This window comes from Mycobacterium novum (assembly GCF_010726505.1).
Classification (GTDB): Bacteria; Actinomycetota; Actinomycetes; order Mycobacteriales; family Mycobacteriaceae; genus Mycobacterium; species Mycobacterium algericum.
Genome location: NZ_AP022562.1, coordinates 4,186,472 through 4,202,839 on the forward strand (window position 1 = coordinate 4,186,472; position 16,368 = coordinate 4,202,839).

Below are 16,368 nucleotides of genomic sequence, written 5' to 3' on the forward strand. Positions count from 1 at the left end.
CTCAGGCCAGCAGCATCACCAGCGACGCCGTCGACAGCACTAGGTACACGGCGGGAAAGCCGATGTTGTGCCACACGCCGGCCCGCAGATGCGTCACGACGGCCCCGATGAAGAAGGCGACCAGCCCGGCCGCGGCGGCCGGACCGATGAGCGGGACGCCCGCCAGTCCGATGAGCAGACCGGCGCCCCCGGCCAGCTTCAGCCCGCCCAGCATCGGCAGCCACGATCGCGGCACCCCCACCTGAGCCGAATTGGCCAGGACGAACGGTGCCGGAATGAAGTCGGCGACGGCGATGGCGATCGTGATGACGGCCGTCACGGTGATGGTCGCCAGGTAGAGGGTCGATACGCTCATGATGTTGGTCTTCCTTTCGTCGGTGGATATGGCTATCCCTGTCAATGACGACTCCCGGACGGCGAAGGTGACCCATGAACGATGTGAAAGTCCTGGCGGAGCAGTTCGAAGACCTTCGCCACCGCCTGCACGCGGTGGCATTTCACCTGCTCGGGTCGAGCGCCGACGCCGACGACGCGGTTCAGTCGGCCTGGCTGAAGGCCAGCGGTGCCGACTTCACCGCTGTGGACAACCTGCCCGGCTGGCTCACCACGATCACCGCCCGCACCGCGATGGATCAGTTGCGGGCGCGTGCCCGGCGCGGCGAGCGACCGCTGTCCGAAGCAATCGGCAGCGCCGCCGTTCCGGCCGCCGACGAAGCGGTGTTGCGCTCCGATGCGGTCAGCCGTGCGCTGCTGGTGGTGCTGGACCGGTTGTCGCCGGCACAGCGGGCCGCCTTCGTGTTGCACGACGTGTTCGACATACCGTTCGAGCAGATCGGTGACGTGCTGGATCGGTCAGCGGATGCGGCCAAGAAGCTGGCCAGTCGGGCACGCGCCCGATTACACGCCGGGCCGGTCGCCGAACCGCGGCGCCGTGCCGAGCATCTGCGGGTGGTGTCGGCCTTTTTGGCGGCCTCGCGCGGTGGCGACATCCCGGCGCTGCTCGAGTTGCTGGCGCCCGAGGTGGTGCGCCGGGTCGACCCGCTGCTGGTGCCCGCCGATGTGCCCGTCGAGCTGCGTGGTGCCGCCGACATCGCCACCGAGACCCGCCGCTTCACCCGCCGGGCACGCGCCGGTGCGGTGCTGTTGGTCGACGACGCACCCGGCATCGCGATCGCGCCCGGGGGCCGGCTGCTGGCCGTGCTGCGCATCGGTATCGGTGACGACGGGCGCATCGACTCCATCGATATCGTCGGCGATCCCGACCGGCTGCGCCCCTTGACGCTGCGGCTGCCGGGAACCGGCCGGGCGTGAACCCCCGCGACGGCTGATCGCCGCCGCCCGGTTCTGCTTGGATGGGTCACGCGAACCGATTCGGCCGTCGATAGGGGGCATCTCATGCCAGAGGAAGTGAAGGCTCCGGAGGAAGCGAAGGCTCCCGCGGAAGCGCCGGTGGCGGTCAAGGCACGCGGCATCGCCATGACCGGCCCGTGGGGGCGGGTTTTCGGCCCGCTCGATCTGGACGTCCAGGCCGGCGGGGTCAGCTTGCTGATCGGACCGCCCGGATCGGGCCGCACCGCGTTGCTGATGAACCTCGCGGGCCGGATGAAGCCATCGGCGGGATCGGTCACGGTGTTCGGACACAGCAAGGCCCGCGACATCTTCGGTGTCGCCGCCCTGGCCGGCGTGGAACACCTCGACGCGATCTTCGAGTCGGTCACGGTCCGCGACCTGATCACCGAGCAGATCCGCTGGAACGCAGCCTGGTACCGGCTGGTACGGCGCGCCGGCGACGCCGAACGCGACGCCGTGTGCGGGCCGGTCTTCGGTGAGCTGCCGCTGCCCCGGCTCGACGACTACGTCGAGCAGCTTGACGAACTGACCGGTCTGTTGTTGCGCATCGCGCTGGCCAATACCGCGCGTCCGCCGCTGCTGGTGGTGGGCAGCATCGACCAGGTCACCAGCGACCGCGACCGCCAGGTGCTGGTCGGCCGGCTGGTCGAGCTGGGGGAGCACCAGACCGTGATCACCGCCTCGGCCAACGAACTCCCGGAGGGCTCGGGGGTCGCCGCGCAGATCCACGTCGAACACCTGGAACCGGCCGAAGTCACCGGTCACGGCAGACACGAGAAGAGGGACTCCTGATCATGCTCGCCGGAATGTCGTTGGGCACCGACCTCAAACGCTACTCGCGCGGCACCATGCCGCGAGTGGCCCTGCTGACCATCATCGTGCTGCCACTGCTCTACGGCGCCATGTACCTGTGGGCGTTCTGGAATCCGTTCGCCGCCATAGACAAGATCCCGGTCGCGCTGGTCAACTCCGACACCGGCGCCACCGTCGAGGGACAGCAGCTGCGGGCCGGCGACGAGGTGACCCGCGGGTTGGTCGACTCCGGTCAACTCGATCTACACGAGGTGTCGGAAAGTGAAGCCGCCAAAGGGGTTTCCGACGGCACCTATTACTTCTCGATCACGCTGCCGCCAAACTTCAGCACGGCGGTGGTCTCACCGGCCGGTCCGCACCCGCAGAAGGCGCAGATCCAGTTCCGGTTCAACGACGCCAACAACTACCTGGCATCGGTCATGGGGCAGAACGCCGCCCGCGAGGTGCTCAACGAGGTCGGCGCCAAGGTCGGCCAGCAGGTGATCGGGACCGCGCTGACCCAGGTGACCGACGAGGTGAAGCAGGCGGCCGACGGCGCCGGCCAGCTGTCGGAGGGCTCGAAGACGTTGGCCGACAATCTCGGTACGGCACGCGACGGTTCTGCCGCGCTCGCCGATGGCAGCCGGCGGTTGTCGGCGGGCATCCAGCAGGCCACTGATCCACTGCTGAAGCTGACCGACGACCTCGACGCCATGGGCTTCGACCCGAACGCCGCCGGCGCCGCCGCGACCGCGTTGAGCGGCAACATCAAAACGGTGTCCGACCGGATCGCCTCGCTCAACGTCAATTACCAGCAGGCCGCCGGAATCGTCAACCAGGTGGTGGACGCGTTGCGCGCCAACCCCGACCCGGCGGTGCGCGGGCTCGGTGACACCCTTGCCGGCGCTCAGCGGCTCCTCGCCGTCAAGGGGCTCGACCCGGCCACCGACGAGGGACTGAACCAGTTGCGCGGTAACGCCCAGAAGCTGGAGGGCGACCTGGCCGACCCGGGTAGCGGGCTACGCACGTTCATCACCCACGCCCTCGACGGCGGACTTAAGAACGATCTGGTCGCGCTGCGTGACGGCGCAACCGACCTCGACGCCGGAGCGCACCAGCTCAGCGACGGCCTGGTCCAGCTCGCCGACGGCAGCAACCGACTCGAGGACGGTGCCAGGCAGTTGGCCGACGGGCTGGGGCAGGCGGATCAGCGCGCCTCGACGATCACCGACCAGCAGCGCGTGGAGGTGTCGCAGATCCTGGCCAGCCCGGTCGGTGTCGACATGGACTTCACCCATCACGCCGCCACCTTCGGCACCGGGTTCGCCCCGTTCTTTTTGCCGCTGGCATTGTTCATCGGTTCGCTGATCGTATGGATGTTGCTGACCCCGTTGCAGACTCGTGCCATCGTCAACGGCCTCGGCGCGGTGCGGGTGGTGCTGGCCTCCTATTGGCCCGCGCTGCTGCTGGGTGTCTGCCAGGTGGTACTGATGTATGCGGTGGTGCATTTCGGGGTGGGGCTGCAGGCGCGCTACGCCGCGGGCACGGTCGCCTTCCTGGCGTTGATCGCCGCGGCGTTCCTGGCGATGATCCAGGCCTTCAACGCGGTGCTGGGCGTCGCGGTCGGCCGGGTGGTCGCGTTGGCGTTCCTGATGTTCCAGCTGGTGTCCTCCGGCGGGGTCTATCCCGTGGAGACGACCGCCAAACCGTTCCAGATCCTGCACCCCTACGATCCGATGACCTACGCCGTCAACGGGTTACGGCAGTTGACCGTCGGTGGCATCGACACCAGGTTGTGGACGTCGGTGGCGGTGCTGGCAGGCATCCTCGTCGTATCGCTGGCGGCCAGCGCCTGGGCCGCGCGCCGAGATCGCCAGTTCACCCTCGAGCGCCTCTACCCGCCGATCGAAGTGTGACGGTCGCGCCGGTGCGGTCTTCGAGCGGAACACCGTTGCGGCGTCGCACCGTGCTTCGCGGTGCCGCGGCGCTGGGGCTGGCCGCCGCGGCACCGTGGCCCTCGGCGTGCGGAGCCGACGACGACGCCCTGCGGTTCTTCTTCGCGGCCAACCCGGAGGAGGCCGACGCCCGGATGCGCATCGTGGACGCCTTCCAGCACCGGCACCCCGACATCCGGGTGCGCACCGTGCTGGCCGGAGGAGACCCCACCCAGCAGATCTCGACGTTCTGCGCCGGCGGCAGGTGTCCGGATGTGCTGATGGCCTGGGAGTTCAACTACGCCGAGCTGGCCGGACGCGGCGTGCTGGCGGACCTGAACGCCCTGCTGGACGCCGACCGCGAGTTCGCCGCGGCGTTGCGCGCCGACAGCATCCCGGCACTCTATGAGACGTTCGGCTTCAACGGCGGTCAGTACGCCTTTCCAGAGCAGTGGTCGGGGGCGTTCTTGTTCTACAACACCGCGATCTTCGCCGAGGCCGGCGTTCCGCCACCGCCGGGACGCTGGGATGAGCCCTGGTCCTTTGGCGAATTCCTGGACACCGCAACCGCACTGACCCGGCGCGACACCAACGGCAGGATCATCCGGTGGGGGTTCGTCGACACCTGGTCACCGCCGTATTCGGCGGCGTTGTTCGGCATGAACAACGGCACACCCTGGGCGGTGCCGCGGTTCAACCCCACCCACCTCAATTACGACGACGACGCCTTCCTCGCCGGCATCCAGTTCTACGCCGACCTGGCAAACGTGCATCGCGTGGCGCCGGCCGCCTCCGACACCCAGGCGATGTCCACCATGGGCTTGTTCACCGCGGGCAAGGCGGCGATGGCATTGGGCGGGCATTGGCGCTACCAGACTTTCGCCCAGGCCGAAGATCTCGATTTCGATGTGGCGGTGCTACCGACGGGGCCGGCCGCGGCCGCCAAGGGCCTGGCCGCCCGCTCGGCCATCGGCAGCACCGGCCTGGCCATCGCCGCCGCCAGCCGCCACCGCCGGCAGGCGTGGGAGTTCGTCAAGTTCGCCGCGGGCCCGGTGGGCCAGTCGCTGATCGGGGAGTCCGGGCTGTTCGTGCCGGTGCTGCGATCCGCGATCGCCGCACCCGGGTTCACCGCCGCCCACCGCGGGATCACCAATCTGGCGGTGCTCACCGGCGGCCCGGCCCACTCCGAGGGACTGCCAATCTCGCCGGACTGGCAGCGGGTGCACGCCTTGATGGACCGGGCGATCGGGCCGGTGCTGCGCGGAAAGCGCCCGGCCGCCACCCTCAAGACCGGTCTGTCACCCCAGATCGACGAGTTGTTGGCTTCCTGATGAATCCCACACGAGCATGAACCCGACACGCAGGCGGGCGCGGGCGGGCCGGTGGTTCATCGCCCCGAATCTGGCGGCGGTCGCGCTGTTCATGGCGTTTCCGCTCGCGTTCTCCCTCTACATGAGCTTTCAGCAGTGGGATCTGTTCACGCCGCCGAGGTTCATCGGCGCAACGAACTACTCCGACCTGTTGACCGGGGACCCGCTGTTCGGTATCGCGGTACGCAACACCACGGTCTTCACCGTCGGCACGGTGGTGCCGACGGTGGTGATCAGTCTGGCGGTGGCCGGATTGCTGAACCGGGCGGTCAGAGGCATCGGGTTGTTCCGGGCGATCGCCTTCCTGCCGTTGGCGGTGTCCTCGGTGGTGATCGCGGTGGTGTGGCAGTTCGTGTTCAACACCGACAGCGGCCTGCTCAACATCATGCTCGGCTGGTTCGGCGTTTCGCCGGTGCCGTGGCTCACCGAGCCACACTGGGCGATGGCATCGCTGTGCCTGGTCAGCGTGTGGAAGAGCGTGCCGTTCGCGACGGTGATCCTGTTGGCGGCCATGCAGGGTGTTCCCGAGTCGCTGCACGAGGCGGCCCGCATCGACGGCGCCGGGCAGGTCCGGCGCTTCGTGTCGATCACGGTGCCGATGATCCGGGGCGCACTCTGGTTCGTCGTGGTGATCTCGGTCATCAACGCGTTTCAGGCGTTCGACCTGGTCTATGTGCTCACCGGCAGCAGCGGCGGCCCGGAGACCGGCACGTATGTGTTGGCCATCATGCTGTTTCAGCACGCGTTCGCGTTCCTGGACTTCGGTTACGCATCCGCCCTGGCGTGGGTGATGTTCGCCGTGCTGCTGGTGTTGACGATCATCCAACTGCGGTTGTCGCGGCGAAACGCGGTGGACCAGTGACGGGGCGGCCGGTGCGGCACCGCATCACCGGACTGCTGGCCGTGTACGCCGGGTTGGCCGGCGTCGCGGCATGTGCGCTGTTCCCGATCCTGTGGGCGCTGTCGGGGTCACTGAAGCGCCAGGCCGAGATCAGCCTGCCGATGCTGTTGCCGGCGCATCCGCAATGGTCGAACTACCTCGAGGTGTTCGCCCGGATGCCGTTCTGGCGGATGTTCTTCAACACCGTGCTCTACGCCGGTTGTGTGACGGTAGGGCAGGTTTTCTTCTGCTCGCTGGCCGGCTATGCCTTCGCCCGGCTGCCGTTCACCGGACGCGACACCCTGTTCGTGCTGTACCTGGCCACGTTGATGGTGCCGCTGACGGTCACGGTGATCCCGCAGTTCATCTTGATGCGAGTGTTCGGCTGGACCGACACCGTGTGGGCGATGATCATCCCGGGACTGTTCGGCAGCGCGTTCGGCACCTATCTGATGCGGCAGTTCTTCGCGACGTTGCCCGTCGACCTCGAGGAGGCGGCCATTCTCGACGGCTGCTCGCCGTGGGGTGTCTATTGGCGGATTCTGCTGCCGCACGCCAAGCCGGCGGTGATGGTGTTGGCGGTACTGACCTGGATCAACGTCTGGAACGACTTCCTGTGGCCGCTGTTGATGATCCAACGCGAGGAGATCGCCACCCTTACGCTCGGACTGGTGTGGATGCAGGGGGAGTACGTCGCCGAATGGCCGGTGCTGATGGCGGCGTCCATGCTGATGTTGGCTCCGCTGATCCTGATCTACGCCGTGGCGCAGCGCGCTTTCGTCAGCGGGATCGCCGCCACGGGCTTCGGCGGACGGTAGCGGGGGCGCAGTGGCTTCAGTGACGTTCGACTCGGTGACCCGGCGCTATCCCGGTGCCGAACGCCCGGCGCTGGACGCCTTGGAGCTGTCGGTGCGTGACGGTGAGTTCATGGTGCTCGTCGGGCCGTCCGGATGCGGCAAGACAACCACCCTGCGGGTGCTCGCCGGCCTGGAACCCGTTGACGCCGGCCATATCTTCATCGGCGACGACGAGGTCACCGAGACTGACCCCGGCCATCGCGACATCGCCATGGTGTTCCAGAACTACGCGCTGTATCCGCACATGACGGTGGCGCAGAACATGGGTTTCGCGCTCAAGGTGGCCAAGACCCCGAAGGGCGAGATCCGCGCCCGGGTGCTCGAGGTGGCCCGGCTGTTGGGGCTGCAGGACCACCTGCAGCGCAAGCCCAAGGACCTGTCCGGCGGTGAACGCCAGCGGGTCGCGATGGGCCGGGCGATCGTGCGGCGCCCGCAGGTGTTCCTGATGGACGAGCCGCTGTCGAACCTGGATGCCATGCTGCGGGTACAGACCCGCAATCAGGTCGCCGAACTCCAACGCCGGCTGGGCATCACCACCGTCTACGTCACCCACGACCAGGTGGAGGCGATGACGATGGGTGACCGCGTGGCGGTGTTGCGCGACGGGGTGCTGCAGCAGTGCGCCACGCCACGCGAGCTGTACCGCAGCCCGGCCAACGTGTTCGTCGCCGGATTCATCGGCTCGCCGGCGATGAACCTGTTCACCGTCCCGGTTGTCGAGGGCGGGTTCGCGCTGGGCGGCCACACCATGGCTCTGCCGCGCGAAAGCGGTTCCGCGGCAGCCGAACTGATTGTCGGTGTCCGGCCCGAGCAGCTGCACCTCGCCGATCGTGGGATCGGGGTCGAGGTCGACTTCGTCGAGGAACTGGGTGCCGACGCCTACCTGTACGGTCGGACCGTCGGCCCGCAGCCGCCGCAGTCGGTGGTGGCCCGGGTCCCGGGCGGCACCGACGTGGACCGGGGCTCCCGGTTGTCGCTGCAGCTCGACGTGGCGGACCTGCACTTGTTCACCGCCGACGGCGCCCGGCTGGGTTGATGCGCCTGATCCCCGCGTGCGGCTAGCGTGCCCGCTTGGGCGCTTCGGGGACCAACGTCACCGCGAGGTGGTGCAGCATCAGAACGAACGTTATGGCCCAGGCGGCCAGCGCGATCCAGCTCTGCACCGAGCCGATGTAATAGACGATCGGCAGGTGGTCAGCCTGCCCCAGATAGTGGCTGCCCACCCCGTACATTCCCAGCGGGAAGATCACGCTCCACCACGGTGCCTCGTAGCGCAGTGAGATGCGGTGCACCACATGCCGCCACACCCCGGCGGCGATCAGCGGCGGGATCAGCCAGGTGCCGAAGGCCCAGAACAGCACCGACGTTCCGGCGATGAGACCACGGGTGGCGGTGACCATCGGCGCCTCGGCCATCTCGACGATCCTGGCACCGGCCAGCACCGTGATCGAAGCGGCGCCCATCGCCACCCAGTACTGCGGGATGAGGTCCCGGGGCAGCAGCGGGTAGAGCAGCAGTCGCAGCGCCACGAAGATTCCGGCGGCGCCATAGAGGAACACCCCGATCGACCACGAGACCACCGCCAGCAGCGCCAGACTCTGGCGCCAGGGCTCATCGATCTCCACCTCGAGGACCGCCGCCAGCACCGCGACGGATTGGCTGGCGACCACCCAGATGAACCAGGTGCCGTTGGCGCGTCGCACGACCGGCCGCTCCGAGCTGCCCAGCACGGCGGTCCAGGGAATCAGATAGCCGAGCACCAGCCAGGCCAGCGTACTGACCGACAACAGGCCGACCGCAACACCGGTGTGACCGTCGATGACCAGCCGGGCTCCCAGCACGTTGGTCGCCGAGACGAAGGTGAACAACCCGAACGCGCGACCGGAGTCCGACAGGTCGGCCCGGAACTCGTGGCGAAAGGCGATGAGCCGCACCGCCGATACTGCCACTAGGACCAGATACGATAGCACCGTCACCCACAGCAGCGGGACCGACAACCAGTAGGCGTCCTGGTGGTACATGGCCATCGACACCATTCCACTGGCCATCACCAGCGCGAAGTAGCCCGGGTTGAGGGTCCGCACCGCCTCTCGGATCCCGGTCGTCGGCCCTGTCATCGTTGCGCCCACCCGGTTCCAGCCCCTTTCATCGCGTATTGAAAGCGTGTCTGGGTATACCACCGGGCCGCATTCCGCGATGGCGGGTTAGGGGCAATCGACACCGATCTCTACGCTGCCGCCCACCCCGCCGGAAGTAGATCGCGCGACGATGTTCTTGCGGTTCAGTCGAGCAGTTGCCGCAGCACGTACTGCATGATGCCGCCGTGCCGGTAGTAGTCGGCCTCACCGGGGGTGTCGATGCGCACCTTGGCGTCGAACTCCACCGATCCCGCCTTCACGTGCACCGTGTCGGGGATGGCGTCGTCCAGGGCGGTCACGCCGGTGATGTCGAAGGTCTCCTCACCGGTCAGGCCGAGCGAGTCGGCGTCGGCGCCGTCGGGGAACTGCAGCGGCAGCACCCCCATCCCGATCAGGTTGGAGCGGTGGATGCGCTCGTAGGAGACCGCCAGCACCGCTCGCACGCCGAGCAGCACGGTGCCCTTGGCGGCCCAGTCGCGGGAGGAACCGGACCCGTATTCCTTGCCGGCCAGGATCACCAACGGCACCCCGGCGTCGAGGTAGTTGACCGACGCGTCGTAGATGGTGCTGACCGGAGCGTCCGGTTGGGTGAAGTCGCGGGTGAAGCCGCCCTCGGTGCCGGGCGCCAGCTCGTTGCGCAGCCGGACGTTGGCGAATGTGCCGCGGATCATCACCTCGTGATTGCCGCGCCGGGAGCCGTAGGAGTTGAAATCCTTGCGCTCAATACCGTGCGCGGACAAGTACTTTCCCGCGGGTGAGTCATACCGGATCGATCCGGCCGGGCTGATGTGGTCGGTGGTGACCGAGTCGCCCAGTTTGGCCAGCACCCGGGCCCCGGTGATGTCGGTGACTGCCGCCGGCTCGGGGGTCATGCCGTCGAAATACGGCGGCTGGCGCACGTAGGTGGAGTCGGGATCCCAGGAGAAGGTGTCGCCCGCCGGCACCTCCAGGGCCCGCCAGCGGTCGTCGCCGGTGAAGACGTCGGCGTAGCTGGCGGTGAACATCTCGGCCTGCAGGTTGTCGTCCACCACGGCGGCGATCTCCTCGGTGGTGGGCCAGATGTCGCGCAGATACACCGGCTCGCCGTCGCTGCCGGTTCCGATCGGGTCGGTGAGCAGATTGATCCGCAGCGTGCCGGCCAGCGCATAGGCGACCACCAGCGGGGGCGAGGCCAGGAAGTTCATCCGCACCTCGGGGTGGATGCGGCCTTCGAAGTTGCGGTTGCCCGACAGCACCGAACACACCGTCATGTCGTTGTCGACGACGGCCTTGCTCACCTCGGGGATGAGCGGACCGGAGTTGCCGATGCAGGTGGTGCAGCCGTAGCCGACCAGGTTGAAACCGAGCTTGTCCAGGTACGGGGTCAGGCCGGCCCGTTCGTAGTAGTCGGTGACCACCCGGGACCCGGGCGCCAGCGTGGTCTTCACCCACGGCTTGCGCGACAGTCCCTTGTCGACGGCGTTGCGCGCCAGCAGCGCCGCGCCGACCATCACCGACGGGTTGGAGGTGTTGGTGCAGGAGGTGATGGCGGCGATCACCACATCGCCGTTGTCGAGGTCGGTCTTGGTGCCGTCGGCCAATTCGATCGACTCGGGATCGCTGGGCCAGGGCAGCTTGTCGTCGCCTTCCCATGGTCCACGCGGCTTGCCTTCGGGCTGGGGTTGGGCGAAGGCGATCGGGTCGCTGGCCGGGAAGGAATCCGCGGACGCCTCGTCCAGGGCCGACAGTGCCTGCTCCGTCGTTTCGGTGCCGCTGAGCAGCGCCGAGACGGTGGCCGGGGCCAGCCGCAACGGGATCCGGTCCTGCGGGCGTTTCGGGCCGGCGATGGACGGCTCGACGCTGCTCAGGTCCAGTTCGAGGATCTGCGAGTACTCCGGTTCGTGTCCGGGGTCATGCCACATGCCCTGTTCCTTGGCGTAGGCCTCCACCAGTTTGATCCGATGTTCGGACCGGCCGGTCAGCCGCAGGTAGTCGCAGGTGACGGCGTCGATCGGGAAGATCGCGCAGGTGGCCCCGTACTCTGGGCTCATATTGCCGATCGTCGCCCGGTTGGCCAGCGGGACGTTGGCCACGCCGGGGCCGAAGAACTCGACGAACTTGCCCACCACGCCGGTGCGTCGCAGCAGTTCGGCGACGGTGAGCACCAGGTCGGTGGCGGTGGTGCCGGTCTGCAGCTCACCGGTGAGTTTGAGCCCCACCACCTGGGGGATGAGCATGCTCATCGGTTGCCCCAGCATGGCGGCCTCGGCTTCGATGCCGCCGACACCCCAGCCGAGCACACCGAGACCATTGACCATCGGGGTGTGCGAGTCGGTGCCGACCAGCGTGTCCGGGTAGGCCTGTGGGCCTTCGTCGCTGTCGCGGGTGAACACCACGCGGGCCAGGTACTCCAGGTTGACCTGGTGGCAGATGCCGGTGTCGGGCGGCACCACCGAGAAGTCGTCGAATGCCTGCTGGCCCCAGCGCAGCAGTTGGTAGCGCTCGGCGTTGCGCTCGAATTCCAGTTCGGCGTTGATGGCGAACGCGTCGGTGCGACCGAAGACGTCGGCGATCACCGAGTGGTCGATCACCAGCTCGGTCGGGCACAGCGGGTTGATGCGTTTGGTGTCGCCGCCCAGCTCCGCGATCGCGTCGCGCATCGCCACCAGGTCGACGACGCACGGGACGCCGGTGAAGTCCTGCATCAGCACGCGGGCTGGCGTGTAGGCGATCTCCCGGCCGTGCTCGGCTTTCGGGTCCCAGGCGGCCAGCGCGTTGATCTGATCGACGGTCACCAGCCGGCCGTCCTCGTTGCGCAGCAGGTCCTCCAGCAGCACCTTGAGGCTGTAGGGCAATCGCGCCGAGCCGTCGATGCGATCGAGGCGCCGAATCTGATAGCTGGTGTCGTCGACGGACAGCTGGTCTTTGGTTCCGAAGCTGTCGAGGATGGTCTGCTCGGCCATGGTGGGCCCCTCTCGCTGGGCGAATCGGGATACCACCGACCATAGTCCGCACCGGCGGCACGACCAGCAGGAAGTCGAACCTAACTAATTTAGTGGATGTTATTTGTGGACGGCGAAATGGGTGATCGCGCCGGAACATTCGAGTTCGTCGACCGTGAGGCCGGCTTCGGTGAACCACCGGCGGGCGTCGGCCAGGGTGCCGCCGGGCCCGAAGGTGCCGCTGGCCCGCATCAGCACCATGTAGGCGTCAGCGCGGGGAACCTGCCCGCGGGTGGCGAAATCGCCGACCAGCCGGCCGCCCGGCTTGAGGCAACGGGCGATCTCGCGGATGGCGGCGGCCGGGTCGGGTAGACAGTGCAGCCCGTTGAAGCTCACGCACAGGTCGAACTCGTCGTCGGCGAACGGGATCGCTTCGATGCTCGCCTCGACGAACTCGACGGTGTCACGCTGCTCGGGGCGCAGCCGCCGGCGGGCGTGGTCGAGCATGCCCGCCGAGATGTCCATCGCCACATAGCGCACGCGTTTGCCGGGCGCCAGGCGGGCGATGGTGATGCCGCCACCGCAGGGCACATCGAGTACGGCCGAGCCGTCAGGCAGCTCCGCGACGACGTCCATGGCCTGATAGATGCGGTCGACGTCGGTGCCGAAGAGCAGCCGGCCAAAGACTCGAGCCGCCGCGGGCCGTTCGATTGCGCGGGCATAGGCCGCGCCCACGGTCGCGGCGAAGATCCTGTTCTGCCAGAGCCGGCTGACGTTCATCAGCCGTGCTGGGCGGCGGCCTGTTCCAGCACCGGCCGCTTGTCCGGGCAGTAGGTGTGGATGGCCGCGCCCAGGAACTGCCAGACCTGCGGCTGGGTGGTGCCCTTCTGCAGGTTCGGGGTGATGAAGCGGACCGACTTGGCCGCGTCGCCGTCCACGCCCTTGTCGAGGCGCTCGCAGACGATCTTGCCCAGCCACGCGTTGTAGTCCCGAGGCCCGTAGATCCCGTAGCTGTGCAGTTCGTTGGCGAAATCAATGTCGGGGTCGGCCTGCGCCGGTGCGGCCAGCGCCACCGCCAAGCCCAGGACCGCCGCGGCGAGGGTCGTCGACTTCATGAGTTGCAGTGTAGACCCAGCTGGTTAGGTGGGCTTCCTTTGCGGTCGCCGGGGCGCTCGGGCACGCCCCGCCCACCTGGGTGAACGGCGAATTCGGGGCAGCGGGAAACCCAATCCGGTGTGACGGGTCAGACATAAGGAATTTATGAGGTTTATAAATTTGTGACTATTAGCCGAATTTCTCGTATCCTGTCTTTCCGTGGGCCGACATGAGTTAGCCAGGAAGCGCCAACGGTCATCGGTTTTGATGGCTGCGCTCATCGCACCGGCAGCTATGTTCTTTGCTGTGGGAGGCAGTGCCAATCCTACGGTCGCGAAAGAAGCCGATCCGGTGGTTGCTGTAGACGATTCACCGGGCGGATTGCAGTTGGTTGCGGCTCCTGCCGATTACCTGCGGCAGGGTAGTCCGGAAGGCGTTGCCGCGGCCTCGCGAATGCGGATGGTGTCGCGCTTTCTGCCCGCCGGGGTCGCCTCCGAACGCGGCCTTCAGGTCAAGACGATCCTGGCCGCCCGCAGCATCAGCGACGCCTTTCCGCAGATCCACCAGATCGGTGGGGTGCGCGCCGACGCCTTGCGCTGGCACCCCAACGGCCTGGCGCTCGATGTCATGATCCCCAACCCCGGCAGCGCCGACGGCATCGCACTCGGCGACGCGATCGTGGCCTACGTGATGGAGAACGCCGATCGGTTCGGCCTGCAGGACGCCATCTGGCGCGGGATGTACTACACGCCCGGCGGTGGGGCGCAGCGCGGTGGCTACGGCCACTACGACCATGTCCACGTCACCACCACCGGTGGCGGATATCCCAGCGGCAGCGAGGTCTACCTGCGCTGAGGCTGCCGGTCGACGAAGAAGTCCATCAGCGGCTCGGGCCCGCCGCCGTAGACCGAGAAGTCCGTCACACCGGTCTCGGCCAGCACGTCGGCATCGATGAAGCACTGCCCGCTGGCCTCGGAGGCCGAGCGGCGCAGGATCGCCACGGCGGCGTCCGCCATGATCTGCGGACTGCGGGCCTTCTCCAACAGCTCGCCGCCGTCGGGGGAGTTGGCCACCGCTGATGTCGCGATGTAGGTCTCCGGCCACAGGCAGTTGGCCGCGATTCCGGCGTCGGCGTATTCAGCAGCCCAGCCCAGGGTCAACAACGTCATGCCGTACTTGGACAGCGTGTAGGACGGGTGCACGCCCAGCCAGTAGGGGTTCATGTTGATCGGGGGAGCGACCGTCAACACGTGCGGTGCAGCAGAGCGCTGCAGGTGCGGCAGGCACGCCTTGGTCAATAAAAACGTCCCGCGGACGTTGATGTCCTGCATCAGGTCGAACTTCTTGGCGGACAGCTTGTCCGTCGGCTCGGTGGCGATCGAGCTGGCGTTGTTCACGCAGATGTCGATGCCGCCGAACCGCTCCACGGCGGCATCGACGGCGCGCTGCACGTCCTCTTCGCTACGCACGTCTCCGACGACGGCCAGGGCGTTGCCGCCGGCCGCCTCGACCTCGGCCGCGGCGGTGTGCACCGTGCCGGGCAGTCGCGGGTGCGGTTCGGCGGTCTTGGCCAGCAGCACCACGTTGGCGCCCAACCGAGCGGCGCCCAGGCCGATCGCCAATCCGATGCCACGGCTGCCGCCGGACACCACCATGGTGCGGCCGGAGAATTCGCTGCCTGCCACCCGCTGACTCCTCGTTCGTCGATGCGTTGCCGTAGCGCCTATCCGAGCGGATTCGCCCGCCCCGCGCCCGACCGCAAGAGTGACAGTTTGATACAGAATTGTAAAGTTCGCCAGGTGTCTGCCGGAGCCTTGAGCGCGGCGGCCGACACCTGATTGCGGGTCGGGCCGGCGCTCACCAGATCAGTCCCTTGACCATGGCGACCGGAGGGATGTCCTCGACGGCGATCAGCCCGGCGGGGGCATCACACACCCAGTCGATCACGTTGACGATGCGCGCCGCCGTGGAGATACAGCCGGCGTCGGTCGAGTCGTAGTCGGGGTGCGAGAGTTGGGTGTTGAGCTCCACCCGCGGCTCACCTTCGACGACGACCCGGTGTACTCCGATCTGACCGTCCGGTGGGTACTCCCAGTCGGGCGCCGACGCCGGAGTGAGGCGGGTGATGTGTTCCATGGTGATGACCGGTGCACCGTTGATCACTCCCTCGACGGCGAACCGGGCGGCGGCCATCTGCCCGGGCTCCACTGTGGTCATGGCGCATTCGATCCGATCGGTGGCATACCAGGCATCGGCGCGTTGCCGCACCTCGTCCAGCTCGATTCCCAGATGGTGGGCCAGATTTCGCACCGGTCCACCCCACATCGAGGTGATCACACCGGGCAAGAACAACGCCGGCATCACGTCGCTGCCGCGGGGTAGCCCGAAACCCATGGTCCTTCCGGTGAATTCGAAATCGTCGTAGTTGCCGTAGTCAAAGATCTCTTGCACGGTCACGGATGTGATGCGGGTGGCCAAGCTCATGGCCGCGAGCGCCTCGGTGTCGCCCGAATACCCGGGATCCACTCCGTTGACGTAGAGCGAAGAGTTTCCGGCCTTGCAGGCCTGGGCCAGTGGTTCGCGCAGCCAGTCGTCGGCCAGGTGCGGCGTAACCATCCAGACCATCGACGAGGCGACGACGTTGCTGCCGGCGGACAAGAACCTCGCCATCTGCTCGATCGCGTCGAGCGGACGTGTCTCGGCCTGGGCCGTGTACACCACGCAGTCTGCGCCGAGCGCCAGTAGCGCATCGATGTCGTCGGTGGCGAGCACTCCGGTGGGTTCACGGCGGCCGCAGAGTTCGGCCGCGTCGCGACCGATCTTGTCCGGACTCGAGGCGTGCACGCCTACCAACTCCAGATCCGGCCGGCCGATGATCGCCCACAACGAATGGCGTCCGACATTGCCGGTGGAGAACTGAACTACTCTGCGCATCCTCAGTCCGTTCAATTGGAGAACAGCGGTGCCCGGATCATGGACGGTAACCATGTTGACTGACTCGAGTCAACAACCGGGCCGCTGCCCCGAGCGC

Annotated in this window: 15 protein-coding genes; 8 read left to right on the top strand and 7 right to left on the bottom strand. The window is 67.6% G+C overall.

Annotated features, from left to right (window positions below; genetic code table 11):
- Position 1: 1 nt before the first annotated feature.
- Positions 2–355, bottom strand: a complete 354-nt coding sequence (locus tag G6N19_RS19695; RefSeq protein WP_013829023.1) for a DoxX family protein — start codon at positions 353–355, stop codon at positions 2–4.
- Between the two features lie 74 nt (positions 356–429).
- Here G6N19_RS19695 and G6N19_RS19700 point away from each other — a divergent pair, with 74 nt between their 5' ends.
- The 7 genes from G6N19_RS19700 to G6N19_RS19730 all read left to right on the top strand — a co-directional run bounded on the left by G6N19_RS19700 (position 430) and on the right by G6N19_RS19730 (position 8,219).
- The gene (locus tag G6N19_RS19700) at positions 430–1,311 is read left to right on the top strand and encodes a sigma-70 family RNA polymerase sigma factor (protein ID WP_013829022.1); all 882 of its coding nucleotides are present in this window, start codon (positions 430–432) and stop codon (positions 1,309–1,311) included.
- An 84-nt stretch (positions 1,312–1,395) separates the two neighbouring features.
- Positions 1,396–2,142 (top strand): ATP-binding cassette domain-containing protein, encoded by a 747-nt coding sequence (locus tag G6N19_RS19705; RefSeq protein WP_041317938.1) that lies wholly within the window; start codon positions 1,396–1,398, stop codon positions 2,140–2,142.
- Between the two features lie 2 nt (positions 2,143–2,144).
- The gene (locus G6N19_RS19710) at positions 2,145–4,058 is read left to right on the top strand and encodes a YhgE/Pip domain-containing protein (protein ID WP_193465488.1); all 1,914 of its coding nucleotides are present in this window, start codon (positions 2,145–2,147) and stop codon (positions 4,056–4,058) included.
- A gap of 11 nt (positions 4,059–4,069) precedes the next feature.
- Positions 4,070–5,407 carry an ABC transporter substrate-binding protein gene (locus tag G6N19_RS19715; protein ID WP_232062438.1) on the top strand — a complete coding sequence of 446 codons (1,338 nt, stop codon included), beginning with the start codon at positions 4,070–4,072 and terminating at the stop codon, positions 5,405–5,407.
- A 16-nt stretch (positions 5,408–5,423) separates the two neighbouring features.
- Positions 5,424–6,308 (top strand): carbohydrate ABC transporter permease, encoded by an 885-nt coding sequence (locus G6N19_RS19720; protein ID WP_013829018.1) that lies wholly within the window; start codon positions 5,424–5,426, stop codon positions 6,306–6,308.
- Complete coding sequence (locus tag G6N19_RS19725; protein WP_013829017.1) at positions 6,305–7,144, top strand: carbohydrate ABC transporter permease; 840 nt, start codon at positions 6,305–6,307, stop codon at positions 7,142–7,144. Before G6N19_RS19720 ends, G6N19_RS19725 begins: the two co-directional genes overlap by 4 nt.
- Before the next feature lie 10 nt (positions 7,145–7,154).
- Entirely contained in the window at positions 7,155–8,219 is a 1,065-nt protein-coding gene (locus G6N19_RS19730; protein ID WP_013829016.1) for an ABC transporter ATP-binding protein, read from the top strand.
- A 22-nt stretch (positions 8,220–8,241) separates the two neighbouring features.
- Here G6N19_RS19730 and G6N19_RS19735 read toward each other — a convergent pair whose 3' ends face one another.
- The 4 genes from G6N19_RS19735 to G6N19_RS19750 all read right to left on the bottom strand — a co-directional run bounded on the left by G6N19_RS19735 (position 8,242) and on the right by G6N19_RS19750 (position 13,357).
- Positions 8,242–9,300 carry a tellurite resistance/C4-dicarboxylate transporter family protein gene (locus tag G6N19_RS19735; RefSeq protein WP_083038310.1) on the bottom strand — a complete coding sequence of 353 codons (1,059 nt, stop codon included), beginning with the start codon at positions 9,298–9,300 and terminating at the stop codon, positions 8,242–8,244.
- Positions 9,301–9,464: 164 nt separating this feature from the next.
- Positions 9,465–12,263 carry an aconitate hydratase gene (gene acnA, locus G6N19_RS19740; protein WP_193465489.1) on the bottom strand — a complete coding sequence of 933 codons (2,799 nt, stop codon included), beginning with the start codon at positions 12,261–12,263 and terminating at the stop codon, positions 9,465–9,467.
- A 99-nt stretch (positions 12,264–12,362) separates the two neighbouring features.
- Positions 12,363–13,022: a class I SAM-dependent methyltransferase gene (locus G6N19_RS19745; protein ID WP_013829013.1), complete on the bottom strand. Its 660-nt coding sequence runs from the start codon at positions 13,020–13,022 to the stop codon at positions 12,363–12,365.
- The gene (locus G6N19_RS19750; protein ID WP_013829012.1) at positions 13,022–13,357 is read right to left on the bottom strand and encodes a DUF732 domain-containing protein; all 336 of its coding nucleotides are present in this window, start codon (positions 13,355–13,357) and stop codon (positions 13,022–13,024) included. Before G6N19_RS19750 ends, G6N19_RS19745 begins: the two co-directional genes overlap by 1 nt.
- A gap of 199 nt (positions 13,358–13,556) precedes the next feature.
- On the opposite strand from G6N19_RS19750, the gene G6N19_RS19755 reads away from it, so the two are divergent.
- Positions 13,557–14,192 (top strand): hypothetical protein, encoded by a 636-nt coding sequence (locus G6N19_RS19755; RefSeq protein ID WP_041317935.1) that lies wholly within the window; start codon positions 13,557–13,559, stop codon positions 14,190–14,192.
- On the opposite strand, the gene G6N19_RS19760 is transcribed toward G6N19_RS19755, so the two are convergent.
- The gene (locus G6N19_RS19760; RefSeq protein ID WP_232062725.1) at positions 14,180–14,992 is read right to left on the bottom strand and encodes an SDR family oxidoreductase; all 813 of its coding nucleotides are present in this window, start codon (positions 14,990–14,992) and stop codon (positions 14,180–14,182) included. The two genes, G6N19_RS19755 and G6N19_RS19760, sit on opposite strands and share 13 nt — an antisense overlap.
- Positions 14,993–15,194: 202 nt before the next feature.
- Positions 15,195–16,271 (bottom strand): NAD(P)H-dependent amine dehydrogenase family protein, encoded by a 1,077-nt coding sequence (locus G6N19_RS19765; RefSeq protein ID WP_013829009.1) that lies wholly within the window; start codon positions 16,269–16,271, stop codon positions 15,195–15,197.
- Positions 16,272–16,368: the final 97 nt, after the last annotated feature.